This is a genomic window from Ferdinandcohnia sp. Marseille-Q9671, from assembly GCF_976954385.1.
The window spans coordinates 1,636,437-1,661,529 of the sequence record NZ_CDRJTA010000001.1; the positions used below are offsets into that span (position 1 = coordinate 1,636,437).

The 25,093-nt window shown below is 38.6% G+C and carries 21 protein-coding genes and 1 riboswitch; of the genes, 5 read left to right on the top strand and 16 right to left on the bottom strand.

Features of this window, described 5'->3' with window-relative positions; genetic code table 11:
- Window positions 1-120 precede the first annotated feature (120 nt).
- The 6 genes from ACWNMY_RS08425 to ACWNMY_RS08450 all read right to left on the bottom strand — a co-directional run bounded on the left by ACWNMY_RS08425 (window position 121) and on the right by ACWNMY_RS08450 (window position 6,280).
- A complete protein-coding gene (locus ACWNMY_RS08425) occupies window positions 121-189 on the bottom strand; it encodes a hypothetical protein (protein ID WP_449538419.1) in 69 nt (22 codons plus the stop codon).
- A 101-nt stretch (window positions 190-290) separates the two neighbouring features.
- On the bottom strand, window positions 291-1,277 hold the full coding sequence (locus tag ACWNMY_RS08430) for a LacI family DNA-binding transcriptional regulator (RefSeq protein WP_449537783.1): 987 nt from the start codon (window positions 1,275-1,277) through the stop codon (window positions 291-293).
- Window positions 1,278-1,479: 202 nt separating this feature from the next.
- Window positions 1,480-2,523, bottom strand: coding sequence for an aldose epimerase family protein (locus tag ACWNMY_RS08435; protein ID WP_449537784.1), 1,044 nt, complete (start codon window positions 2,521-2,523; stop codon window positions 1,480-1,482).
- 12 nt (window positions 2,524-2,535) lie between these two features.
- Window positions 2,536-4,023 (bottom strand): UDP-glucose--hexose-1-phosphate uridylyltransferase, encoded by a 1,488-nt coding sequence (gene galT, locus ACWNMY_RS08440; protein ID WP_449537785.1) that lies wholly within the window; start codon window positions 4,021-4,023, stop codon window positions 2,536-2,538.
- Window positions 4,024-4,032: 9 nt separating this feature from the next.
- A complete protein-coding gene (gene galE / locus ACWNMY_RS08445) occupies window positions 4,033-5,022 on the bottom strand; it encodes a UDP-glucose 4-epimerase GalE (protein ID WP_449537786.1) in 990 nt (329 codons plus the stop codon).
- Window positions 5,023-5,083: 61 nt separating this feature from the next.
- On the bottom strand, window positions 5,084-6,280 hold the full coding sequence (locus tag ACWNMY_RS08450; RefSeq protein WP_449537787.1) for a galactokinase: 1,197 nt from the start codon (window positions 6,278-6,280) through the stop codon (window positions 5,084-5,086).
- Window positions 6,281-6,565: 285 nt separating this feature from the next.
- Between ACWNMY_RS08450 and ACWNMY_RS08455 the strand changes: the two genes are divergently transcribed.
- Together ACWNMY_RS08455 and ACWNMY_RS08460 are read left to right on the top strand one after the other, a co-directional pair.
- A complete protein-coding gene (locus ACWNMY_RS08455) occupies window positions 6,566-7,345 on the top strand; it encodes a hypothetical protein (protein WP_449537788.1) in 780 nt (259 codons plus the stop codon).
- A 25-nt stretch (window positions 7,346-7,370) separates the two neighbouring features.
- Window positions 7,371-8,027, top strand: a complete 657-nt coding sequence (locus ACWNMY_RS08460) for a hypothetical protein (RefSeq protein WP_449537789.1) — start codon at window positions 7,371-7,373, stop codon at window positions 8,025-8,027.
- A 185-nt stretch (window positions 8,028-8,212) separates the two neighbouring features.
- Here the strand turns inward: ACWNMY_RS08460 and ACWNMY_RS08465 are convergent, their stop codons facing one another.
- Window positions 8,213-9,709 (bottom strand): methyl-accepting chemotaxis protein, encoded by a 1,497-nt coding sequence (locus ACWNMY_RS08465; RefSeq protein WP_449537790.1) that lies wholly within the window; start codon window positions 9,707-9,709, stop codon window positions 8,213-8,215.
- 391 nt (window positions 9,710-10,100) lie between these two features.
- On the opposite strand from ACWNMY_RS08465, the gene ACWNMY_RS08470 reads away from it, so the two are divergent.
- On the top strand, window positions 10,101-10,949 hold the full coding sequence (locus ACWNMY_RS08470) for a nuclease-related domain-containing protein (protein WP_449537791.1): 849 nt from the start codon (window positions 10,101-10,103) through the stop codon (window positions 10,947-10,949).
- A gap of 156 nt (window positions 10,950-11,105) precedes the next feature.
- Here ACWNMY_RS08470 and prfB read toward each other — a convergent pair.
- The 4 genes from prfB to ACWNMY_RS08490 form a co-directional block, all read right to left on the bottom strand.
- A protein-coding gene (gene prfB / locus ACWNMY_RS08475) for a peptide chain release factor 2 (protein ID WP_449537792.1) occupies window positions 11,106-12,207 on the bottom strand; the annotation gives its coding sequence in 2 pieces (ribosomal slippage) (window positions 11,106-12,134 and window positions 12,136-12,207; 1,101 coding nt in all).
- 238 nt (window positions 12,208-12,445) lie between these two features.
- A complete protein-coding gene (secA, locus tag ACWNMY_RS08480; RefSeq protein ID WP_449537793.1) occupies window positions 12,446-14,956 on the bottom strand; it encodes a preprotein translocase subunit SecA in 2,511 nt (836 codons plus the stop codon).
- Window positions 14,957-15,506: 550 nt separating this feature from the next.
- A riboswitch (cyclic di-GMP riboswitch) is annotated at window positions 15,507-15,589 on the bottom strand.
- Between the two features lie 187 nt (window positions 15,590-15,776).
- Window positions 15,777-16,340 carry a ribosome hibernation-promoting factor, HPF/YfiA family gene (gene hpf, locus ACWNMY_RS08485; protein ID WP_449537794.1) on the bottom strand — a complete coding sequence of 188 codons (564 nt, stop codon included), beginning with the start codon at window positions 16,338-16,340 and terminating at the stop codon, window positions 15,777-15,779.
- Between the two features lie 568 nt (window positions 16,341-16,908).
- On the bottom strand, window positions 16,909-17,271 hold the full coding sequence (locus ACWNMY_RS08490) for a winged helix-turn-helix transcriptional regulator (RefSeq protein WP_449537795.1): 363 nt from the start codon (window positions 17,269-17,271) through the stop codon (window positions 16,909-16,911).
- A gap of 189 nt (window positions 17,272-17,460) precedes the next feature.
- On the opposite strand from ACWNMY_RS08490, the gene fdhA reads away from it, so the two are divergent.
- Both fdhA and ACWNMY_RS08500 read left to right on the top strand, forming a co-directional pair.
- Window positions 17,461-18,678, top strand: coding sequence for a formaldehyde dehydrogenase, glutathione-independent (gene fdhA, locus ACWNMY_RS08495; RefSeq protein WP_449537796.1), 1,218 nt, complete (start codon window positions 17,461-17,463; stop codon window positions 18,676-18,678).
- Window positions 18,679-18,701: 23 nt separating this feature from the next.
- Complete coding sequence (locus ACWNMY_RS08500) at window positions 18,702-19,118, top strand: GlcG/HbpS family heme-binding protein (protein ID WP_449537797.1); 417 nt, start codon at window positions 18,702-18,704, stop codon at window positions 19,116-19,118.
- An 80-nt stretch (window positions 19,119-19,198) separates the two neighbouring features.
- On the opposite strand, the gene ACWNMY_RS08505 is transcribed toward ACWNMY_RS08500, so the two are convergent.
- From ACWNMY_RS08505 to ACWNMY_RS08525, 5 genes are all read right to left on the bottom strand, one after another.
- Window positions 19,199-19,549, bottom strand: coding sequence for a flagellar protein FliT (locus ACWNMY_RS08505; RefSeq protein WP_449537798.1), 351 nt, complete (start codon window positions 19,547-19,549; stop codon window positions 19,199-19,201).
- On the bottom strand, window positions 19,549-19,950 hold the full coding sequence (gene fliS, locus ACWNMY_RS08510) for a flagellar export chaperone FliS (RefSeq protein WP_449537799.1): 402 nt from the start codon (window positions 19,948-19,950) through the stop codon (window positions 19,549-19,551). Before fliS ends, ACWNMY_RS08505 begins: the two co-directional genes overlap by 1 nt.
- Before the next feature lie 20 nt (window positions 19,951-19,970).
- Window positions 19,971-21,539: a flagellar hook-associated protein 2 gene (locus ACWNMY_RS08515; RefSeq protein ID WP_449537800.1), complete on the bottom strand. Its 1,569-nt coding sequence runs from the start codon at window positions 21,537-21,539 to the stop codon at window positions 19,971-19,973.
- Window positions 21,540-21,553: 14 nt separating this feature from the next.
- A complete protein-coding gene (gene flaG, locus ACWNMY_RS08520; protein WP_449537801.1) occupies window positions 21,554-21,922 on the bottom strand; it encodes a flagellar protein FlaG in 369 nt (122 codons plus the stop codon).
- Window positions 21,923-22,656: 734 nt separating this feature from the next.
- The gene (locus ACWNMY_RS08525; protein ID WP_449537802.1) at window positions 22,657-25,020 is read right to left on the bottom strand and encodes an O-linked N-acetylglucosamine transferase, SPINDLY family protein; all 2,364 of its coding nucleotides are present in this window, start codon (window positions 25,018-25,020) and stop codon (window positions 22,657-22,659) included.
- Between the last annotated feature and the right edge of the window lie 73 nt (window positions 25,021-25,093).

Consider the following 25,093-nt stretch of genomic DNA (forward strand, 5'->3'; position numbering starts at 1 on the left):
CATTTTTCTACTCTTTCTTTCCTATTAAATACTGTACAAAAAAACTAGTCAAAGGATGACTAGGCTTTACGTACTCTATTTCATTGTAAAATCAATATTCGTACAGGTCCCCCAACACAACTACTTGGGCTCAAGCGTGCTCCATGCGAAGATCCCGACTGAAAATGTATTCGTATGGGAATGTTTCATTATTCTATATGGTCACACATTACCTTGTTGTCCCACCTGTTTGTCTATGTAAACCACTCCTTACAAATAAAACCGCTACATCATGAAGGTAGCGGTTCATCTTACTTACTGCTATTTCGCAGAACCAGATTAGTAGCTATTACTGTTTTCTTTGGAATTTGCCTGCCAGCCAACCGTTCCAAAAGGTTATCAACGGCGGTTTCCCCCATTACTTCGGTATGTATTTTAACCGTAGATAATGGCGGGAAGACATATTTGGAAACACTGATGTCATTAACACCAATAAGACTTACACGTTCAGGCACGGCCACTTTTTCCTCATTTAGTGCACGTAATGCACCAATAGCAAGTAGGTCATTTGCTGCAAAAAAGGCTGTCGGAAGCGAGTTCCCCTTTTCTTCAATCGCCTGCTTCATCATCCTGTACCCATCATCAACGGAGTAAGTTCCGATATACATATTGTTCTCATCAAGCAGATTTGCTTCTGCTAGATAAGATGTAAATGTCTTTTCTCGGATTTCTTCAATTTGAGCAGATTGGTCCGTAAATTCTTCACGGCCACCTAAATAACCAATTTCCGTATGTCCTTGCTGGATAAAATGGTTTAAAACACTTTTTGTTACCTTCTCAAAATCGATGACAACTGAATCATAAACATCCTCATCAGGGTTTGAATCGACAAACACAATATGCTCGGCAATTTTCGTCAGTTCCTCAACTTGCTTACTACTAAATTTCCCGACCGCAACTATCCCCTGCAAATCTTCATTCTTCATGCTCTCTATGTTGTTGTAAAAATGAACGGCCTGGATGCCCTGTTGTTCACAACGCTGTTCAATTCCTAACCGAATCGACATGTAATACAGATCATTTAATTCTTCTTTTTCTGTATACCAAAGGAGAATCCCAATCCGAGCAGAGTTGGATTTTTTAGTTGGACGCTTTTTATAGGATAACTCCTCGGCAATCTCAAATATCTTTTTCTTCGTTTCATCGCCAACAGATAAGGTGGAATCATAGTTGAGAACCCGTGAAACTGTAGCAATCGATACGCCTGCTTTTTCAGCAATGTCTTTAATGGTAGCCATGTTTCACCTCCTCGTGTGATGGGTAGGGATGTTATTAACTGGAATTGTGCCGGTCAGACTTGATAATTGCACCTTCGCGACCATATTTGCCCCGTTAACTAGGTTCTTGCACTTTCACGACTCTAGTTGCCGCCGTCAGCCAGGTTAATTGCACCTTCGCGACGATAATTGCGCCGGCAGCTACAACTATTCCAGGTTAACCCTATTTCGTTAAAAACGTATACTTAGTCTCCCAATGGTATTCCTGTCCTTTTTTCACAACGACAGATGGGAAATTCTCATGATGGATCGCATCTGGTGGAGCCTGTGTTTCTAGACAAATGCCCAGGTACGGTCTTGCTTCAACACCACGTGTCGTAAAGTCTTTCATGGTGTTACTTGTGTAAACAACAGCGGCAGGTTGGTTTGTCTCGACCACAAGGTAACGCCCACTTTTTTCATCATGAAGTTGAATTTCTTTGTCTTGATTTGCTGCTAACATAAACGGATGATCATACCCTCGCCCCACTATAACTGCTTGCTCATCGTCTGTTGTCGTTCCATCTGCGATTTTGCGTCCATTCTGGAAATCAAAAACCGTTCCAGATACATCAATGAGTTCACCGGTTGGAAGGGATTCTTCGTCTAGTTCCAGGTACTGCTCGCATTTTAGCGTTAGCTCATGCTCCAGAACATCCCGTTTCAGATCACCTGACAGGTTAAAATAAGCATGATTTGTCATATTTATCAGAGTATCGGCCTCTGGCACGCCTTTTATCGTAATCACAAATTCATTTTGATTGTTGAGTGCATACGTAACAACGAGTTCCACCGTACCTGGATAGCCGCCTTCACCATCCTTGCTAACATAGCGAAACTCAACACCCGCTATATTTTCATCCTGGATAATCGCAGAGTCCCATATAACCTTGTCAAATCCTTTTACCCCACCATGGATGTGGTTGCTGTTTTCATTTTGTTCAAGAGTGTAGGTATTGCCATTAAGATCAAATTGTCCGCCCTTAATGCGGCCAGCAGTTCGTCCAATAATTGCACCTTGAAATGTTTTGTCCGCGAGATAGTCTTCGATACTATCAAAACCAATAACAACATTTTCGAATACCCCGTTCTTATCAGGCGCTAGGATCTCTGTAATAATGCAACCATAATCAAGGCACGCAACAGTTAACCCTTGCTCATTTTTCAAAGTATAAGCCTGCACTGTTTGATTCTCAATTTGTCCAAACGTACGTGATGTAACTTCCATATGCTCATTCTCCTATTTTATAAAATGGTCTATAAATCTTTTAAAACCAGCTTGCCCGGCGTCATCCCGCTTATACACACCAGCATCCTCAAGCACGCGGATGAATTTCTTTCCGACTTCACGCTTCACAAGTTCATTTACGGTTTCTTTTGTTGGAATGTAGGCTTTTAACTCGTCAGCCCACGCTTGGTGAATTGGATTGATAGAATTCTGTTCACCAATTAAGTAGTTTTCAACCTCTTTAAGCTCTGACTCTAGCCGAGCCGGTAAAACCGCTAGTCCCATTACTTCTATCAGACCGATGTTTTCCTTTTTAATATGATGCACATCATCATGTGGATGGAAGATGCCTAGTGGGTGCTCGTCATTTGTCCGATTATTTCGAAGCACGAGGTCTAGCTCGTATTTGTCATTCCGTTTTCGAGCAATCGGTGTGATTGTGTTATGCGGTGTTTCACCAGTAAAGGCTACGATATCAACCTCTGGATCACTATACTGTCTCCATGCTTGTAAAATCTCGTCTCCGGCTCGAACCAATAATTCCTTATCTTCACTTCGTAAGCGAAGGACAGACATCGGCCATTTTACAGTTGAGAATTCAACGTTTTCATAACGGTCCCATGTGAATGTGATGTCATCTTCCGCCTGCGCCATCGCAAATTCATAGTTTCCACCTTGATAGTGATCATGCGTTAAAATCGAGCCGCCCACAATCGGAAGATCTGCGTTCGAACCCACGAAGTAATGCGGGATCCTTTCGACAAAGCCTAGCAAGCGCGTAAACGTATCACTGTTGATTTTCATATCACGATGTTCTTCACATAACACGATACAATGCTCGTTGTAGTACACATATGGTGAGTATTGCAAATACCACGTCTCATCTTGGAGTGGAACCGGGATAATTCGGTGGTTAGAACGAGCTGGATGGCCAATTCGACCCGCATACCCCTCATTTTCCACACAAAGCAAGCACTTTGGATAGGTTGAGCCAGTTGACTTCTTTTCTTTTTCCAATGCAATTTGCTTTGGATCCTTTTCAGGCTTCGACAAATTGATGGTGATATCAAGCTCACCATAGTCCGTCTCAACCTTATATTCAATGTTCTTTTCGATTCGCTTCATTTGAATATAGTTACTATTTTTACTTAACTCATAAAAATAGTTCGTTGCAGCAGTCGGGTCATTTTTATGAAGCTTGTAAAAATGGTGTGTAACGGCAGACGGAAGTGGAATCATTGTGTTCATGATTTGACTAGCAAGGATTTCCTTCGCGTCAAAATAGTCCTCGATGACTCCATTCTCACAGGCATACTCAAGTAGGTCTTCTAGCAGAGTTGGCATATCTTTTGGGGTTGAGACCTCTTTTATTGGCGCAAAGTCCTCAAGTTTCAGTAAGGCTAGAATCTGATTTCGAACATAAACACTGTCCTGTTTTTGAATCAATCCTACTGTGACTGCTTGCTGTGTTAGCTGTTGTACGGTCTCATAAATGTTCATGCTATCCCCTCAGCTTTCATACCCATTTGGGTGGTTGACATGCCAGTTCCACGCATCCTTAATGATTTCATTAATAGACGTACGCTTTGGCTCCCAGCCTAGTACTTCCTTTGCTTTTCCAGATGAAGCAATCAACGTACTTGGGTCACCTGCACGACGCTCACCAATGTTCACTGGAATATCACGCCCCGTAACAGCTTTTGCCGCCTCAACCATCTCCTTCACTGAAAAACCGCTGTTGCTTCCAAGGTTAAAATAGTTACTCTCCCCACCATTTTGGAGGTATTTTAACGCTAAAATATGTGCATTAATTAAGTCCTCAACATGGATGTAGTCGCGGATACAAGTGCCATCTGGCGTATCATAATCCTCACCAAAAATTGTGATGAAATCTCGTTGACCTAATGCCGCTTGTAAAATAACAGGGATTAAGTGTGTCTCTGGATCATGGTCTTCCCCAATTTCACCTGTTGAGCGTGCACCTGCTACGTTGAAATAACGAAGTGAAACAAACTTAATGTCATACGCAATCTCAGACCACTTCATCATCTTTTCCATCGCAAGCTTTGTTTCACCGTACGTGTTGGTTGGCATTGTTGGCATATCTTCTGTGATTGGCACCTGCTTTGGTTCACCATACGTAGCAGCCGTTGATGAGAAGACGATATATTTCACATTGTTATTTTTCATTGTTTCAAGCACAACCTGTGTTCCGAACACATTGTTGTCGTAGTATTCGAGTGGTTGTTCCATCGACACACCAACAAGTGAATTCGCAGCGAAATGGATCACCGCGTCAATGCTTTCTTTTTCAAAAACAGATTGTAAAAATGCGCGGTCACGAATATCCCCTTGGTAAAACTTCGCCTTCGGATGAACCGCTTCTTTATGGCCAGTCTGAAGATTATCAACAACCACAACCTCATTATTTGCATCAATTAACTGATACACCGCATGCGAGCCAATATAACCCGCTCCACCTAAAACTAAAATACTCATCTATTCTCTCTCCTTTTTTCGGTCAGTAGTGGGTCAGGGGACAGGTTCCGTGACCCAGATTTTAAAGGGAGTGGGTCAGGGAACCTGTCCCCGTGTCCCATTCTTTCGCTCCATCGCCAATGCTTACTTCATAGAATGAAGCTTTGTAGCCTATTTTGTTTTCATAGATTTTTCCGATTGCGTCAATGATTGTTTCGGCTTTGTCTTTTTCAACGAGCGCGATTGCACAGCCACCGAAGCCGGCACCTGTCATTCTTGCACCGAGTACACCATTCTGTGCCCATGCAGCTTCTGCTAGGGTATCAAGCTCAATGCCTGTTACTTCATAATCATCACGTAATGAGCGATGTGAAGCATTTAGTAAGCTACCGAATTCAGCCAGATCGCCACGTTTTAGGGCAGCGAGCGCCTTCAGTGTTCTCTCATTTTCGTACACCGCATGCCTAGCTCTTTTTACTAATACTTCGTTTGAAATCCGGTGTTTGTGCCGTTCAAACTGCTCTGATGAAATGTTTCCAAGTGCTTGGATGTCTAACTCCTGCTGGAGCTCCGAAAGTGCTTGTTCGCACTCACTGCGGCGCTCATTGTATTTTGACTCAGCGAGCTCACGACGCTTGTTCGTATTCATAATTAGAATCAAATGGTCGTCCAACTCAATAGGAGCATATTCATACTTTAATGTATCACAATCAAGTAAAATTCCGGCATTTTCTTTCCCCATACCAATTGCAAATTGATCCATGATTCCACTATTCACACCAATGAACTTATTTTCCACCTGTTGGCCAATTTTTACAAGTTCTACACGATCAATTTTTAAATCAAATAGTTTTTCAAACATCACTCCAGATACAAGCTCGATTGAGGCAGATGATGAAAGACCTGCCCCATTTGGGATGTTTCCGTAAAACAGAACGTCTACTCCAGTTGAAATGTCATACCCTATTTCACATATGTAACGGAGCATACCCTTCGGATAGTTTGCCCAGTCATGCTCTTTTTTGTAATCAAGGTTGGTAAGGTCAAACTTAATGATTCCGAGTTGATCAAAGTTCATCGAGTACATTCGTACGTATTGATCATCACGCTTTCTTGCGAGCGCATAGGTACCTTTCGTTATTGAAGCCGGAAACACATGACCACCGTTGTAATCCGTGTGCTCACCTATTAGATTAATACGGCCTGGTGCAAAAAAAACTCTGTAATTGCTTTCGTTAAATACTTCATTAAATTTATCTGAAAGTTGCTTGAACTCCATGTCGCTTACCCCCGTACTTTTTGTTTCTATATATATTGTAGACCCTCAAGTAAAACAGGTCAATTATTTTTAGTAAAAGTTTTACTAAAAGTTTTTTCGTGGGTCAGAGGGACAGGTTCCCTGTCCCAAAAATGTCAATGTGGGACACGGAACCTGTCCCCGTGTCCCACCACCACCTGTGTCCCACAGTTGGTACTTTTCACCTAGTGAATGAATTGTTCTTAGTTGTTTATGTTAATAGGTGAACGGCCTTTTTTAATAAATAAAGAAATTGAGGTGTTTACTATGAAAAGGCTTTTTTTGATACTCTTGGCATTCTGCCTTAGCTTTTCATTGGCTGCTTGTGGCGGGGATGACCATGCAGGGGATACAAATACGAAAGATAATACATCAGAGAAAGAATCATCAACAGAAAAGGAAACAACAACTGATAAAGATAAAGCAGAGTCAGAGCCAAAGCTAGAGATTATAGATGATACGAGCGGTGTATGGAAAGACTCGATTGATACTGTGTGGATTCATTCTGCAGCTATTTTTGAAAATACAGGTGATGTTCCCATTGAGATTGGGGAAACACAGATGAATTTTAAGGGCAAGGATGGAAGCATATTAGGCACTGCTCCAATGGTATATGCAGTCCCGGACATTATAGCCCCTGGTGAAAAAGCGTACATTGCGGAATCAACAATTCTTGAAGGGATTACTGACCCAAATCAATTTGGGGAGACTACGTATAACTTTTCATTTGATAGCACCGATAGAAAAGCAAACTCACTTGAGGTTTCGGGTGTAAAAGGATTCCCCGCAACAGATGATTATTCAAATCCTTATCGCGTTACCGGCATTGTAAAAAACACAACAGACGAATTACAAGATGACATTCGAATTTCTGCAGCCTTGCTTGCGGAAGATGGATCATTGTTAGGTGTTTTAGATGGTGGGATAGATGTTGGAGTAAACCCAGGAAGTGAAGCTGGTTTTGAACTAGACTATCCGGAAGTACCAAAAGATATTGCAGGTAAGGTTAAAACGATTGAGGTAAAGGCTTACGGTTGGAACTGGTAATGAAACTTGTTGTTAGGAGGTTGCTATGAAGAAAAAGCTTATTTTTTCCATAGTATTTATGTTATTATCTCTGACGGCCTGTTCTGGGTCTAATGAAGAAGACGCTACAAAAGATAATGAAAAAGCGGAAGAAAACAGCGAGCAAATCGCTGTTGATAAAGGTCTGTTAAATGTCGAGATTACACTGCCTCCTTCTTTTTTTGAAGGTGAAGAAGACCTAGAGAGTACGAAAGCTGAAGCAGAGAAAAAAGGGATTGAGGTTACAAAGAATGAAGATGGCTCCCTAACTTATAAAATGTCCAAAAAGCAACATAAGGAAATGATGCAAGAATTAAAGACCGATATGACCGCAACGGTTGATGAGTTGAAAAACGACGAGGAATTCAAATCCATCCAAGACATCACCCATGATGATTCATTCTCGGAGTTTACCATGGTTGTCGATAAAGAGGCATATGAAAACAGTTTTGATGCATTCGCTACCTTTAGCCTTGGTTTTGCAGGCATGTACTACCAGTTATTCAGTGGTGTCGATCCCGAAGACTATCAAGTAAAAATCAATGTTCAAGATGCAGCTACAAAAGAAATGATCAACGAAATAATCTACCCAGACGCATTAGAAGAAATGGAAGAAGAACAAGGCCAAGACCAAGAACACTCAGGCACCCACACCGGAAGTTAAAGTGGGTCAGAGGGACAGGTTCCCTGACCCACCTAATCATTCAAGTGGGTCGAGGGACCTGTCCCCATGTCCCACAACTGATTCCAGAAATGCCAAAAGGGGAGCACCCGATTATGGTTGCTCCCCTTTTGTTATGCGCAGTAATTAGTATATCTGAGAAAACAAATATTTATTCTTCAAGTACTTTATTTTTCTTTAAAAATCTCCATTAACTCAGTTGTTGCTTCGTCTGTGTTTTGAACGTATGAGACGAGGTGCTGCATTTGGTTGTTTTGGTTTTCGATTGATGCTGAGATTTCCTCAAGTGATGCGGTTGTTTCTTCGATAATCGCCGCAAATTCACTGACAGACGTTTCAATGGAAACAGATGAATTCCCGATTTGATTCGAAATTTTTTCAAAATGCTTAACAGTTTCGATTAATTCAGATACTGTCTCATCAATAACCATGAATACACCCTTCGTATCCTTCGTAAGCTGGACACTTTCTTCCATTTTTACAGCATTCTCAGTCATCTGCTTTTGAGTTAGAGTCGTGCTTTCATTTACCTCTTTCAAGTTATCCGAAATGAGATTCGCAGTATTCGATGTGACTTCTGAAAGTTTACGAATCTCACTCGCCACTACCGCAAAGCCTTTACCACTGTCACCAGCACGCGCCGCTTCAATCGATGCATTTAGTGCAAGTAAATTCGTTTGTGACGCAATTTCCTGAATACGGTCTGTAAAACCATTTGTCTCATTGATTTTTTCAACCAAATGATTCATGGTAGTAGTCATTGAATGAACAGATTCTTGGAAATCTGTAATTTTGGTAAGCAACAAGTCAATCGTTTCATTGCCATTATCGGCCGCTTTGTTTGTATTATCCGTTTGAATGCTAAGATGATTGGAACCTTTCACAAGCTCCTTCACCACTCGATTGAGATCCTCGATTGATTCAGTAATCGTCGTAGCTGCTTCATTTTGCGTATTCATACCAGCTGAAATCTCTGAAACAGCGATTGTCATTTCATTAAAGGAATGCATTTGTTCCTCACCTTGACGACGAATGTTCGTGATATTCTCACTAATTGTTTGAGAGCTCTCCTCTAGCTGAGTAGCATGTTGTCTTCTCGCCTCTAGAAGTTCCGCAGTCTGCTTATTCATGGTCTGAATATCAGCAATCATGCTACTTGTCACGATACTTTGGAAGAATAAAGTAACAATAATGATTGTAAAAATTAGATAGTAAACTATAATATCCTTCGTTGCAAAATCAAGCTCTTGAACATTTGTTACAAAAAATAAAGCGCTTAATCCAATTGCACAGAGCACACCAAAAATCAACGTTTTCCTCATATTGTAGATTGCAATTGTAGTTAATAGATATAATGGCAAAAGAATGATTGGTGCTGACTGCGAACTAGACATAATAATGAATAGCACAACGGATAGACCGATTATTGTAAAATACGGTGTTTGCCTTAAAAATAGATTTCGATAAATAAACAGACATAAAACACCAAGAAAAACAGCTCCTCCAATAGCGATGGTAAGGATCATCTGGAGTGGTTGTCCAATTGAAACTTCCACAACAATAGCTAGAATAATAGAAATAAGTGTAACAATAACAACTAATTTGTTCTTTCGGATGATATCCTGTCTCTTTAAATCTTCAATACCCAAAAACCCTTCGTTCATAGGCTTGTCCCCCATCTTCTCATATACCTCTATTTTACAATTTTTTCATTAAAATGAATATAGGTTGAAAAAGGAAATTATATTTCAAACAAACATTTGTTTAAATTGAATTCTGGCATTCAATCAAACGTTTGTTTAGCGGTTTTGATCAACAGCCATATATGGGTAGTGAATCTAATCAATCGTTTGTTTGAATTGAAATTTGTGGTTTAAACAAACGATTGTTTGAGGGGTTTGTTTGGTTTTAGGATGGAAATAGTAGCTTATCACCCTATAGGAATTAACATTGCTCCTCTCAGCAAATACTAGATGAAAATTTCGCTATTCATATCTATTAATCTATGTCGATATAAATTAAGTGGGAAATTTCGAAGTAGAAATGAGGAAGGATATGTTCTTAAAATCTTTATTCAAGAAAAAAGATACAACCAAAACTGATAACCAAATAATACATAAGTCAGATTCATCACATTCTGAGAAAACATTAACGCCGTTACAGCAAGAACGGGTAGCTGCTAGAAAAGGTGAAATAGGCGAATACAAAATCGATATTCAGCTTTCCCAATTACCTAAAGAATATAGGTATCTAAGTGACCTTTTAGTAAAAAACACGAAATCATCGTCCGGATTCTCCCAAATTGACCACATAGTTATAACTCCATATGGGCTATTTGTAATTGAAACAAAAAATTACCAAGGAACTATATATGCTAGCAGTGACAAAAAAACCTGGCTAGTAAATGGCAAGTTTAAAATGATGAATCCATTAATGCAAAACTATGGACATATTGAATCTATTAAAAATGTTATAGATAGTTCCTACCATAAACACTTTATATCAATAGTTTCTTTTACAAAAAGATGTACTTTTAAAATTGAGGAAAGCCTACGAAAAATAAAGTCAGACGAGTTAGTGATTTATGATGTTGAATTATCCGAATTCATAAATCGAAAAATTGCAGTACTTAAATTACAATACAGTAAACCACTATTGTCTATTGAAGACATCGAGAAGATATACAATACGCTATCAAAGGCTAATATCTTGGACGAGACACTTAGAATACAACATGTGGAGAGAATTCAAAAAAGGAAGAATGAAAATAAAGAGGCAAATGTAGGTAGATGTGCAATCTGTCAGAAACCTGTTTCTGATAAGGTAAAGTCTTACTGTTTATCTACCAAAAAGTTCCAAGGTGAGATCTACTGTTATGACCATCAAAAGAACATTAATTCATAGCACAATTCTTTTATATTTCATTTTTAGCAAAAAAATAATCAAATTAAATGCGCCTAATATAATCTATTTTCGATTAAATTAGGCGCATTGCAAAATCTTTATGAGATTCAATTATTCAATTATTCAACTATTTAAAATCAGTTATTAAAGATATATTTAGTTCAATTTTGAACGTAGGTAAGCATCAATAAACAAATCAATATCCCCATCCATGACGCTTCCGGTGTTCCCTACTTCTACGTTTGTACGATGGTCTTTGACCATGGAGTATGGATGGAAGACGTAGGAACGGATTTGGCTTCCCCAGCCGATTTCTTTTTGCTCACCACGAATTTCGTCCAATTCTGCTTGCTGTTTTTCAATCTCTAGCTGGTAGAGCTTTGATTTCAGCATCTTCATGGCTTGTTCGCGGTTTTTGATTTGGGAACGTTCGGTTTGACACGTTACCACAGTATTTGTCGGTAAGTGAGTGATACGAACGGCTGAGTCGGTGGTGTTGATGTGCTGTCCACCCGCTCCACTTGCACGGTACGTATCAATTTTTAAATCTTCCGTACGGATGTCAATTTCAATTTCATCATTAAACTCAGGCATGACCTCACAAGATACAAATGAAGTATGACGACGGCCTGAGGAATCAAACGGTGAAATACGAACAAGACGGTGTACCCCTTTTTCAGCCTTCAAATAACCGTAGGCATTATGGCCTTTGATTAAAAGGGTAACACTCTTAATTCCCGCTTCGTCTCCAGGAAGGTAATCAAGTGTTTCCACCTTGAAGCCCTTTTTCTCACCCCAACGCGTGTACATACGAAGAAGCATGGAGCCCCAGTCCTGTGATTCCGTGCCACCCGCTCCTGGGTGAAGCTCTAAAATCGCATTATTTTTATCATAAGGCTCACTTAAAAGAAGTTGAAGTTCAAATTCACTTAAACTCTTTGTTAGTTCGGTTAACTCTTCTTCAAGGTCAGCCTGTAAATCCTCGTCCGGCTCTTCCTTCACTAGTTGATACGTTAACTCTAGGTTTTCATAGGAATCATGTAGATTTGTAAATTCAACCACTTGATCCTTTAGTGCATTTGCTTCATTGATGACCGTTTGTGCTGCATTTTGGTCATTCCAGAAGTCTGGCATTGACATCATTTCATCAAGCTCGGTAATACGTGCTTGCTTGGCCTCTAAGTCAAAGAGACCCCCTAAAGCCCGCTAATTTCTTAGCCATTTTATCGAGTTCATGCTTAATTTCTGCTAATTCCATACAATTTTTCCTCCAAGATGTTTTGTTTATATCATGGGACCTTTCGTCATATCTTACTCATTTTTTCGAAAGGAGTCCGACTTTTTTCTAAGAAAACGTAGCACTCGCCAAGCAGCGAGTGCCATAACTACACTTATACATTCCTACGAGCCATGTAAAAGGTGAGAGGCTTACTCCCACCTTTACAAAAATTATAAACTGGGACAAGGGACCTGTCCCCCTGACCCACCTTAACTCATTATTGCCCGTGACAGTTCTTGAATTTTTTGCCGCTTCCACAGTAGCAAGGGTCGTTACGACCGATGTCAACTGATTTGGTAACTGGGCGTTTTTTCGGTTTTTCTTCGCCGCCTTCTTTTGGTTGAACAGCATGGCCTTGTGCCACTTCTTCACGTTGAAGGTTGTTACGGATTTGCGCCTTCATCACAAACTTAGACGCATCTTCTTCAATGGAGGCAACCATGTTTTCGAACATTGCAAAGCCTTCCATTTGGTATTCGCGAAGTGGGTCGGTTTGGCCGTATGCACGCAGATGAATCCCTTGACGTAGCTGATCCATTTGGTCAATGTGGTCAATCCACTTACTATCAACTGAACGGAGCACAACAACACGTTCAAATTCACGCATTTGTTCTGGATCCATTTGGGATTCTTTTTCATCGTAACGCTCTTTCACCTTCTCAAAGATCAGCTCTGACATTTCCTCAGGCTGTTTTCCTTTAAGGTCATTTTCCGTTACGTCACCCTCATTAAGCAGGTTCGCATTGAGGTAATCCACGATTCCCTTGTAATTCCAGTCTTCCTCCACCTCATCCTGTGGTGTATGAAGATTAACTACTCGGTCGATTGTTGACTGAATCATACGCTCAACAACGTCACGTAGATTTTCAGAATCAAGTACTTCTAAACGCTGGCTATAAATAACCTCACGTTGTTGACGAAGAACATCGTCATATTGTAAAAGCTGCTTACGTGCATCAAAGTTATTACCCTCAACACGTTTTTGCGCAGATTCAACAGCTCTTGATACCATTTTACTTTGAATTGGCTGGGTATCATCCATGCCAAGACGTTCCATCATGTTCTTCATATTATCGGAACCGAAACGGCGCATTAGTTCATCTTCCATTGAAAGATAGAACTGAGTTACCCCTGGGTCCCCTTGACGACCAGAACGTCCACGTAACTGGTTATCGATACGACGGCTCTCGTGTCGCTCTGTACCAATAACAGCAAGTCCACCAAGTTCTTTTACACCTTCACCAAGCTTGATATCCGTACCACGACCAGCCATGTTTGTCGCGATTGTAACTGCACCACGATGGCCAGCATGCTCAATAATTTCAGCCTCACGAGCGTGGTTCTTCGCGTTTAAGACATTATGTTTAACACCTTTTTTCGTTAAAAACTTCGAAATGATTTCAGATGTTTCAATCGCTACCGTACCTACTAAGACAGGTTGTCCCTTCGCATAACGCTCTGCAATATCATCAGCAACAGCACGGAATTTACCCTCTATTGATTTATAAATTAAATCAGGACGGTCATCACGAGCAATCGGACGATTTGTTGGAATGACGACAACATTCATATTGTAAATGTTACGGAATTCCTCTTCCTCTGTCTTCGCTGTACCCGTCATACCAGAAAGCTTCTCGTACATACGGAAGTAGTTCTGGAATGTAATCGTCGCAAGCGTCATACTCTCATTTTGAATTTCGACGCCTTCCTTTGCCTCAATCGCTTGGTGGAGACCTTCACTGTAACGACGTCCCTTCATCAGACGACCTGTGAATTGGTCAACAATCACGATTTGGTCTTCTTCAACCACATAATCAATGTCACGATGCATACTTGCATTTGCTTTTAACGCTTGATTGATATGGTGAATCAAGGCCACATTTGAAATATCAAACAGGTTCTCAACGCCAAACACTTTTTCAGCCTTTGAAATACCTTCTTCTGTCAACTGAACACCTTTTGTTTTTTCATCATACGTATAGTCTTCGTCTCTTTTTAAAGTAGAAACAAATCCATTCGCTTGTACATAAAGTGACGTTGATTTTTGAGCAGAACCGGAAATGATCAATGGTGTACGTGCTTCATCAATTAAAATCGAGTCAACCTCGTCAATTACGGCAAAATAAAGCGGACGCTGTACCATTTGTTCCTTGTAAAGAACCATGTTGTCACGTAAATAGTCGAAGCCAAATTCATTATTTGTACCATATGTAATATCAGCGCGATAAGCCTCAATTTTTTCTTCACGAGACATTGAATTTAAATTCAATCCAACAGTAAGACCTAAGAACTCATATAGTTGTCCCATCTCGTGAGCATCACGACCTGCTAGGTATTCGTTGACCGTAATGACGTGAACACCTTTACCAGTGATCGCATTTAGGTAAACAGGCATAGTGGAAGTTAACGTTTTACCTTCCCCTGTCTTCATCTCAGAAATATTTCCTTCATGAAGGGAAATACCCCCCATTAGCTGCACGCGATATGGGTGAAGACCCAACACACGCTTCGCTCCTTCACGAACAACAGCGAAAGCTTCAACTAGTAAATCATCAAGCTTTTCCCCTTTTTGATAACGTTCCTTGAACTCTTCGGTTTTGTTGCGAAGGGCCTCATCAGAAAGCTTCTCCATGTCAGGATGGAGAGCCTCAATTTTATCGGCAAGTGTTTCCAAGCGCTTAAGTGTGCGTTTATTTGGATCGAAAACTTTGTTTAATATCCCAAGCATTATGTACGCTCCTCTATCGTAAAAATTCACATCAGTAAAAATGATTTGCAGAATATGTAAAAATAGATATTACGAACTATCTTCCATTTTACCACTAAAGTGGACAAGGGTAAAATATTATCGGGTTTCGGATTGTGAGTGCATTCGACAAAAACAACAAAAAAACCCTATCCTAGAAGAATAAAGTTTTTACTTATACTATTCCAATGCTTTAGGTTTTGCAATATAGTACCCTTGCAGGAGGGGGCCCCTAGTTTTTTTGCTGTGAGAAAATCCAATTTGGCTTCAATTCCTTCTAAAGAGCAAAAAAAATAACAGGATATACTAGGATACCTGCCATTTGAAAATGTTTTCCTCTACTCTTTTCTTTTTTTGTAAGCCATTATGCGGGTACGTATGTAGCTTTGATGTTGCCGAAAAGTAATGTTACACTCTTACCTTTCCACATCTCACACATTTGTTAGTGTAGAAGCTAATTTTATGTCTTCTCTGAAAGAAGCAAATAATAGATTTAATCTTCAAGTGGAACATCCCCCTATGAATGAATAAATCCGGCAGCCCAGCCATCATAGCTTATACCTTAGACCCGTGACTTTGCGCCCCAAGCTTTCGCAAGGTTTGCCTTTAGCGTATATCCTTATTTTAACGTATTTACCACTATACGAATAGTATTAAATGGGCTTTATCCTGAATATCACTAATATCGCAAGTGAGTGCGGTTAGATAAGCAGAATTTTATGACTATTAACACTCTGCTCCACCTAAATAATGATAGAAAAGCAGCCTAATGATTCAGGCTGCCGCTTGTAATTTATGTTAGTTAACTAGGTTCAATTATTCCGTATTTGCCATCCTTACGACGATACACAACATTTGTTGTGTTACTTTCAGCGTTTGTGAAAACGAAGAAGTTGTGACCAAGCATATTCATTTGTAGAATCGCTTCTTCACTATCCATCGGTTTTAAGTCAAAACGCTTCGTACGAACTAATTCGTAGTCCTCATCCTCAAGGTCCTGAACAGCAGTAGCTGTTCCAGTTGCTGCTCCACCATTTTCAAACAATGTGCGCGTAGATCCTTTTTCACGAAGCTTACGGTTAACCTTTGTTTTATGTTTACGAATTTGACGCTCTAGCTTATCGGTCACGATATCGATAGCAGCGTACATATCTTCATTAGATTCCTCTGCACGAAGCATAAGCTGAGGCATTGGAATCGTAACCTCTATTCTATGATCCTTTGCATTATTTACTCTTAAGTTAACATTTACGTTTGCATCTGGAGTACCGTCAAAATAGCGTTCAAGCTTTCCTAATTTCTTCTCAACATACTCTCGCAATGCTGGAGTTACCTCAATGTTTTCACCACGAACGTTGTAATTCATACATGAACTCCTCCTTTTAACTCTAATGCATTGGACACAGCCAAGACCCTGTTTAGGGTATCCAACCTGTGAAACAATATAACCCTTGTTTTAATTTAAGGTTATACTAAGTATTTCTACACACACCTCCACAATCCCTGCTTTTTTGTAAAGGAAATATGAAGAAATTGTGAATTCCTGCACGTGAGGCGTGTGATCTTGCCGTTGGTCGCTGTGGGTCAGGGGGACAGGTTCCTTGTCCCATTACCCGCTACGACTATTCGTTAAAAATGTGTGAATTTGTAAACATTATGTGTAGGTGTTGAAGTATATGCATGTCTAAGGTGAGTTATGTGTGATTCTTGTGTAGGTTTCGTAGGTGTGAGTGCTTGAAGAATTCTTCATTAGTAGTATATCCAATTGGGGGTTGGAATATTGCCTTTTGGGAGAATTAATGTAGGTTGGATATATTATAGTCAATTCGTTTTTTAGTAGTAAAAAAGCCATCTCATTCAGAGGATGGCTCAGATTATTAACAAACGTTTACACCCCATGACGTCACAACAGGTACAAATCAAGAGTGCTTACCTTATGTAGTAAATGATTTTATATTTTGTTTTCCCCAATCGTACATCATTAACACAATCGGCATGATGCTTTGACCTAATTCTGTTAATGAATATTCCACTCTTGGCGGAACTTCCGGGAATACTCTCCGATGAACAATACCATCTTCCTCTAACTCTCTAACCTGGGTCGTTAACACCTTATGTGTTATTTTTGGAAACAGCTTTTTAATCTCACTAAAACGTAATGTCCCTTCAGTTCCCAGATAATAAATGATCGTAATTTTCCATTTTCCACTTAATATGGATAAGGTTAGTTCCTTTTCACAATTAAATTCACCATTCTCAAGCTTCTTTCTTACTTCCCTCCTTAAATCATCCACCAAATGACTAGCCCTCCTTTGGTCAATAGTATCCTTTAGGTAATCATCTCACAAAAAAGTGCGTTCTTCCAAAGAAAAGGTTTACTTTTTAGAATAAAGGTAAGATAGAGAATATTTCAATTCCCTGAATAACCGCTTTAAAACTCTATCAAATTTAGAACTCTTTGAGGTAAATGAATGGAGGAAGGAAGAATGGCAGGAAACAAAGCTGTAGTGTACAAAGGTCCAGGACGCGTTGCGATTGAAGATATTAGTTACCCAGATTTGATCCTTAGAGATGGGCCGGGAGTAAATCCATTAAATGTCGGTCGTAAGTGTCATCATGGGGTTATTCTAAAAGTTATCACGACCAATATTTGCGGAAGTGATCAGCATATGGTGCGCGGTCGGACAACTGCTCCAAGTGGGCTTGTTCTTGGACATGAGATTACAGGTGAGGTAATTGAAGTAGGACGCGATGTCGAATTTATAAAAAAAGGTGATCTAGTATCCGTCCCTTTTAATATTGCTTGTGGACGTTGCCGTAGTTGTAAGGAACGCAACACACATATTTGTGAAAATGTAAATCCAGATCGCCCTGGCTCCGCTTACGGGTATGTCGACATGGGCGGATGGGTTGGCGGACAATCCGAGTATGTAATGGTTCCCTATGCAGACTTCCAGCTGCTGAAATTCCCAGATAAAGACCAAGCGTTAGAAAAGATCCTTGATTTAACGATGCTTTCCGATATTTTCCCGACAGGTTATCATGGTGCGGTGAGTGCTGGCGTGAAGCCTGGTTCGACTGTATATGTTGCTGGAGCAGGACCTGTTGGTTTGGCTGCTGCCCATTCTGCTCAACTTCTCGGTGCCTCTGTTGTCATCGTCGGTGATTTGAACAGTGAGCGACTTGCACAAGCAAGGAGCTTTGGCTGTGAAACCGTAAACCTTAGAGAACATCCTGATCTCGGAGAGCAAATTGAACAAATTTTAGGAGTTCCAGAAGTCGATTGTGCCATTGACTGTGTCGGCTTTGAAGCCCATGGACACGGTGCAGGGGCCGGTGAAGCACCAGCTACAGTATTGAACTCGATTATGGAGGTTACTCGTGCTGGTGGACGACTTGGTATTCCAGGCTTATATGTGACAGGTGATCCAGGTGCAGTCGACGAAGATGCGAAAATCGGTACATTGAAGGTTCGTTTGGGTCTTGGTTGGGCCAAAGCACATACTTTCGTGACAGGACAGACACCGGTTATGCAATACCACCGGGACCTAATGATGGCAATACTTAGTGGAAAAGCTCAAATTGCGAAAGCTGTAAATGCAACATTGATTTCCTTAGATCAAGCACCAGCTGCTTATGCTGAATTTGATCAAGGAGCTTCCAAGAAATTTGTCATTGATCCACATGGATTTATCAATAAATAACTAAAAATAAGGAGGCGTTTCGTTTGAGTAAAATTACGTTAGAGTTAGCGAAAAAGGTAATTGCAGGTGCGGAAGAAGAAGCAAAAAAAATCGGTGTTTCCATGGTGATTTCTGTCGTGGATGAGGGTGGAAATCTGATTGCGACGCACCGAATGGATGATGCTTGGTTAGCCAGCATTGACATTGCCCAAAATAAAGCGTGGACATCGGTTGCATTAAAAATGCCGTCTGCAAACTTAGCCGATGCGACGGTCCCTGCTGCTGAACTGTATGGGTTAAATACAACAAACAGTGGACGTCTAGTCGTATTCGGTGGTGGAATCCCTCTAGTCATTGATGGAAGAGTGGTAGGAGCTGTGGGAGTAAGCGGTAGTACGGTTCCTCATGATGTACAAGTGGCTGAGGCTGCTGTGCAGGTGTTTAATAGTTTGCAGCTATAGATATACAGCATGTTGATATAAAAGGAAAGCAGCGAGGAAAATTATTTCACTCGCTGCTTCTATTGTTAGGACTACGTCCACTATTTCTTCTTGTCAAAAAACATCCCGTCAGCTGGTCCTGCATTGTAGGGATTGATGTATTTGGTTGTTGATTGCTTTCGCTTCTTTTGGTTTGTGATGTCAAGCTGGATCTCATTTTTAAGTAACTCTAGTTTTCCATCGATAAATTGATTCATTTTAACGATTTCAGTGCCAAGTTTCCGTTCCTCCTCAGTGTAAGGAGGGTTGACTTCTGAGATCAATTGTTCCCGTTCATCGATGAGGCTAGTGATCTTTTCGATTGCTTCATCACGCTGTTCTTGCTGAATGATCTCTATTACTAGGCTGTGTAATTCCTTCGTGATTCGGTAAAGTGTAATAACCGGATTCACTAGATTTGTCCACCTTGACCATGCTGGCGCTGGCGGTTTAGTTGAACAACGTCTTTCCATGTGTCACGAAATTCTGTTACAAGACCTTCAACCTCTGCAAGTATTTCCAGATCATTCTTCAAGTTAACTTCCATCAGACGGCGGTTGATGTAGTCATACATCGCCATCATGTTTTTGGACACTTCCACATTCATATCTAACGTCACCATAAACTCACGGATGATGTTTTGTGCCTTTTGGAGGTTTGTATTTTTTGCTTCGATATTTTTTTCTTCAATTCCTTTTCGTGCGAGTTTAATAAATTTCAAGCATCCATTATACAGTATCAACGTAAGCTCACCAGGTGTTGCCGTTGTCACTGAATTTGTTTGGTATGCTTGATACGGATTTCCAATTGCCATTTACGTTACACTCCTTATTATTAGCCACCCATGAATTGCTGCATGAGGTATGCGGATTGTTGGTTGGCTCTTAATATTGCTGATTCCATTGCCCCGAACTGTCTCCAGTAGCGGTCTTCGATTTGTGTGAGTCGGTCTTCGAAACGGTCTATTTGGCTATCAATGCTAGTTAGATTTCTACCAATTGTGAACTGTTGATTAGTCCAAGTAGTTTTACCAGCCTTTGTTTCAATATTTGTAATGGTTCCTTTAATAGAGTCTCTTAGTCTTCTAGCAATCCCTTTGTCTTCATATGAAGTCCCGTCAGCTGCAAATAACTGATGAACGGCATTAGGATCTTCTTGAAGCTTTATACGCAATTTATCTGGATCATCTATCAGTAATTTTCCTCTATCTAGATAATTGGAGGAAGTTTTAATACCAATTTGAGCTAGTTGACCAAAGCCTTCTTTTGCACCTGAAATTGGTGAATAAAAATCCATCCGCATTTGGTTAAGCCCACTTGATAAAATTGAATCATTTCGAAGCAAACCGCTTTGGGCCATCTCATCCCATTTTTCTGCCTGCTTGTCCGACATTGAATCCCGCTCTTCATCTGATAACGGATGATAATCACGATAACGAGTTTCTGACAACTTGCCATTTATCTTTTCAATCATTTCATTGTATTTTTCTACGAATTTTACGACTTTATCAAAGGCGTCTTCGGTGTTTTGGGAGACTGAAATAGATACTGGCCCATCTGTTTTAGCATTGAATTTTAATGTTAAATCGTTAATTGTGTATTCATTTTTAGATGTTTCAACCTCTAACACTCCGTTATAGGTGAATTTCGCATTGGTTCCACCTACTTCGTTAGAAGCCCATGGTTTGTCTGGATTATTAGTAGCTGTTCCTAGTTTCATCTGTAGTGTATTTGTTAAAAAACTAGCTGTATCACTACTAAAGCCTATTTCTGCACCTAAAAAATAATTTTCATCCTTGTTAAAATCGCCTGTGATAGTTCGCTCCATAACTACTTTGTCAGACGCACTGTCGTAAAAGGCACGAACACCTAGATTCGATTCTGTGATCTTTTTTAGGATATCGTTTAAGGAATCATTTTCAGTTGGTGTATAGCTGATTGTATTTTTTGATCCATCTTCATTAAACGTTTCGATTGTGAATCTCTCGTAAACAATTCCTGCTGAAAAAGCATCTTTCTGTTCACCTAACGTTTTATTAGGATCAATTTTAGTTGATCCTGAAATTTTAGACTGACTGGCACGAGCAGCTGCCGTGGCAACCTGTTTAACTTCGATTTTATAATTTCCATTTAATGCTGAGGTATTTGCAGTAGCTGTAACAGCACCAGGGTTAGAACTAGTAGCTGTCTTCGTTTGATAAGTCTTTTGTAAAGTCATATCAAACGCCATAGTATCTAACTCAGCTAATAATTTATTCATTTCACGATATTGATCACGTTGCCATTCATAAACCTGCTTTTGTTGATTGAGCTTGTTTAATGGAATACGCTCCGCCTTCATTAAATCATTGACGATTGTATCGATATCCATCCCACTTGCCAATCCACCAATTCTCATATTCATTGGTGCTCACCACCTTAAATCTTTTTATCTACTACGAATCCCAGAAATTCTGTCATTGCTGCATATATATCTAGTATTTTCTTAGAAGGAATTTCTCGTACAACTTCATGCGTCTCATTGTTAACGACTGTTACGTAATATTCATTCAGTTCCTCATGCAGTTCAAATTTCAGAGAGGTAGCATTAGGTTCTAGAAATTTATTTAGGCTGTCAATAACCTGTTTGACATTCTCTTTTGAGTCTTGTTTTTCATTCTGCCTTACATTCTGTAGAGGGATTGTGACACTTTCACCCTTATTTTCAATTTCATATGATTTTATTTGTTGAAAGTAGTCTGTGCTGTAGTTCATCGTTGTGCTAGAAGAGATTTTATCGATAGACATATAGTTTCCTCCTAAACGAAAAACCTTTATAAGTTATATCGGATATAAATAATAATTGTTTATCGTTTTTTATAATCATCTTACGAATTAATAGAATATTAATCTGAAGGTGAACTATTTATTTACTATTAAGTAGTTAAAAAGAGTTTTAAAGAAAGTCAATAGTTTCTTAAATAGGAGGCTGTAGAAGTCTTATTAATTCAATAATTGACATTTTACTAACATATTTTGAATAGAAAAATAAAACAAGAAACTTTCACAACCTTTTTTTGATTTAACATAGTGCTTTAGATATAAATCCATTTCAAATTGTAACTAAAGTATACTAATATGAAGCGTAACACTCTTTTCCTGAGCATTAATGTACACTGTATTGTTTGAAATAGGTACAAGTTGTAAAATTCCATAATTGTTGTTTGTTTTACAATAAACGTAATCCTCAACAAATTAAATCCCTAACTTTTACTAGTGTTGGTACACATAACAAAGACTCCAGATCGGGAGTCTAGAGTCTAAGAAAATTACTTTAGAAGAAAAGATTGGATTATTCCCTATGGCTGTGGGGTTGTTTATTTCACCACAACTTTATACGATACAAGACTATATGCTAATCTACATTTTGTCGTGGTTTTGTGCATATCAAAAATTTTTATTACCTTAGTTGGCTCATGGTAGTCCTAAAGACAGCTTTCTAGTCACTCCCCTAGAGTTAAATTCAAGAAATGAAAGTTTCCTCACTTATTACAAATATTATATCTACCATGGTATATAACTTCTTCACGTAAATTCATAATTGCTGGCTGTAGAACCGTTTGTATAGTTCTTAACACTATTTCAAAATTGTTCATGCTATACAACTTAATTAATAATTGAAGGGATTTAAATATGTTTTCAAATAACAACTTAATATTTTCATTAACATCAAAATTCCCTTCCACTTTTTCTTGTAATAATATTATTCCCTCAACAATAATAGATAATTGGTATTTTAGACCAGTAAAATCCTTTTCTAGATTTTTGCTAAGGTCTTCTACAATATCATTAAGGTTATTTATTAATAAATTATTTAGTCGTAAAATATATAAATAAAGTGATTCTTCTTTTAATTGTACATTATGTTGCGTCAAACAATATTTGTAATAAATAAATTTATATATTTGTTCCAACTTTGGTACAAAATTTGAAGCATTCATTAATGGGGATTTCTGCATTTGAGATCTAAGTGACCTTTTTATACTTTTTAATTTTTCTGAATTCAATGCAAGGTTTACACTCGTTTCTATATAATCTTCCGATGAATAAGAAATTAGATTATCTAAACCTACATTTGATAATAAACTTAACCCTACTCTAGATGAGTGTTTTTCACCAGCAAGAGTTATCACCGGAACCCCCATAAACATTGCTTCACAGGTTGTTGTTGTTCCATTATAAGGATAGGTATCTAATCCGATATCTACTTCATTATATATATCTAAATGGCTTGTTGAAGAATTAGTCCAGGGGATTATTTCTAAACGTCTTAAGTCCATTCCTAACTTTTCAAATCTTACCAGTACCCCCTTTACAATTTTCTGATCCCCAAAAATCTTATCCTTTAATAATAATTTAGAATCAGGTACTCTTTCCAGAATTTTAATCCAGTTTAAGATAATCTCGTCCGTCACTTTTGAATAATTATTAAAAGATGCAAACCTGATAATATCTCTATTATGATTTAATAAATTCGTTGGTGAAGATTCTAATGGCACATAACACAAGAAAGACTTTGGCATTCTAATAAGTTTTTCTGAGTAATTTTCATTCTCAAATGGATCGGTGTATTCATCTACTAATCTGTAATCCATTGTTTTAAGCCCTGTTGTATTGGGGTAACCAATCCAAGACACTTGAATTTTTGCAGGTTTTTTTGCAAAAACAGGAAGCCTATTATTCCCTGTATGGCCAGAAAGATCAACAAGTATATCTATATCATCTCTTTTAATTATTTCTGTAACCTCATCATTCGTTTTTCCACTTATATCTACAAAAGTTGATGAGTAACTCTGAAACCTTTCAGTGATATAATCAGGTTTTTTTACATCTGAATAACAAAACAATTCAAATTGCTCCTTATTATGCAATGCAAATGGACCATAGATAAAGTAGGCTACCGAATGCTCTCTAAAGTCTGCAGAGATATAACCTACCTTTAATCTTCTATTTATATTAGTTATACTTTCACTTTGCCCTGAAGATATATTTTCTTTGACACCATAAATATCATTAAATTTGAAGTGTTCTTCTTTAAGAATTTCTTCTTTAAGATTTGTATAGTTTAACATAAGCAAATAATTACTATAAATGAAAGCTTTAACGTCATTATCGTTAGCTAAATTTATACCTGTCTTATAATACTCCGCTGCAATATCAAAGCTACCTATACTTTTATACAAATTCCCCAAGTCATTATATGGGCGGTAGTCTTTCGGAGAAATTTCAATTGCCTTTTTAAATAAATACGCAGCTTTGGAAAATTCACCCCTTTTATTATAAATATCACCGATAAACATACATGAGTTTATATTCTTAGGATCAATCTTTAAAACCTCATTAAAATACTTTTCTGCTTCATAATATTCACCTAGGTGATAATAAGCCAATGCATTCCCATATAACGCCAATATACTTTTAGGTTCTTTCTTTAAGAGTTGGTTACAAAATTGAAAGATGTCTCCATACTTTTGTTTAAGTAGATACATTTTTATTATATTTTCTGTCGCATCTTTGTGTTTAGGATTAAATTCTAAAGCCTGAATATAATAATTTATTGCACTATCTATATCTTTCTCCATCGAACATAATGTACCTAAATTATTATACCCATCGGCATAATTCGGCCTAATCTCAATAGCCTTAATAAAATTTAATTTCGCATCTTTAATTTTATTTAGCAAAGCAAAGATAGTACCTAATTCATTGTAAATGATATGGATTTCATTATAATTTTTATTATACTTTATTATATTCTCAAGTATCTCAATAGCCTTTTGTACATTACTGTTTTTATAAGTTAAAGCTAATTTATAGTTATTAAGTAGCTCTTTTGATGTATACATTGTTTGCACTCCCTAAAGATAAAGAAAATTACTATTAAGGTTTGATTGATATATTAAATAAAAAATCCTTCTA

Excerpts from the sequence above, each read along its gene's own strand:
- ACWNMY_RS08430 (WP_449537783.1), bottom strand. The coding sequence starts at position 1,277 with ATGGCTACCATTAAAGACATTGCTGAAAAAGCAGGCGTATCGATTGCT.
- ACWNMY_RS08435 (WP_449537784.1), bottom strand. The coding sequence starts at position 2,523 with ATGGAAGTTACATCACGTACGTTTGGACAAATTGAGAATCAAACAGTG.
- galT (WP_449537785.1), bottom strand. The coding sequence starts at position 4,023 with ATGAACATTTATGAGACCGTACAACAGCTAACACAGCAAGCAGTCACA.
- galE (WP_449537786.1), bottom strand. The coding sequence starts at position 5,022 with ATGAGTATTTTAGTTTTAGGTGGAGCGGGTTATATTGGCTCGCATGCG.
- ACWNMY_RS08450 (WP_449537787.1), bottom strand. The coding sequence starts at position 6,280 with ATGGAGTTCAAGCAACTTTCAGATAAATTTAATGAAGTATTTAACGAA.
- ACWNMY_RS08455 (WP_449537788.1), top strand. The coding sequence starts at position 6,566 with ATGAAAAGGCTTTTTTTGATACTCTTGGCATTCTGCCTTAGCTTTTCA.
- ACWNMY_RS08460 (WP_449537789.1), top strand. The coding sequence starts at position 7,371 with ATGAAGAAAAAGCTTATTTTTTCCATAGTATTTATGTTATTATCTCTG.
- ACWNMY_RS08465 (WP_449537790.1), bottom strand. The coding sequence starts at position 9,709 with ATGAACGAAGGGTTTTTGGGTATTGAAGATTTAAAGAGACAGGATATC.
- ACWNMY_RS08470 (WP_449537791.1), top strand. The coding sequence starts at position 10,101 with ATGTTCTTAAAATCTTTATTCAAGAAAAAAGATACAACCAAAACTGAT.
- secA (WP_449537793.1), bottom strand. The coding sequence starts at position 14,956 with ATGCTTGGGATATTAAACAAAGTTTTCGATCCAAATAAACGCACACTT.
- hpf (WP_449537794.1), bottom strand. The coding sequence starts at position 16,340 with ATGAATTACAACGTTCGTGGTGAAAACATTGAGGTAACTCCAGCATTG.
- fdhA (WP_449537796.1), top strand. The coding sequence starts at position 17,461 with ATGGCAGGAAACAAAGCTGTAGTGTACAAAGGTCCAGGACGCGTTGCG.
- fliS (WP_449537799.1), bottom strand. The coding sequence starts at position 19,950 with ATGGCAATTGGAAATCCGTATCAAGCATACCAAACAAATTCAGTGACA.
- ACWNMY_RS08515 (WP_449537800.1), bottom strand. The coding sequence starts at position 21,539 with ATGAATATGAGAATTGGTGGATTGGCAAGTGGGATGGATATCGATACA.
- flaG (WP_449537801.1), bottom strand. The coding sequence starts at position 21,922 with ATGTCTATCGATAAAATCTCTTCTAGCACAACGATGAACTACAGCACA.
- ACWNMY_RS08525 (WP_449537802.1), bottom strand. The coding sequence starts at position 25,020 with ATGTATACATCAAAAGAGCTACTTAATAACTATAAATTAGCTTTAACT.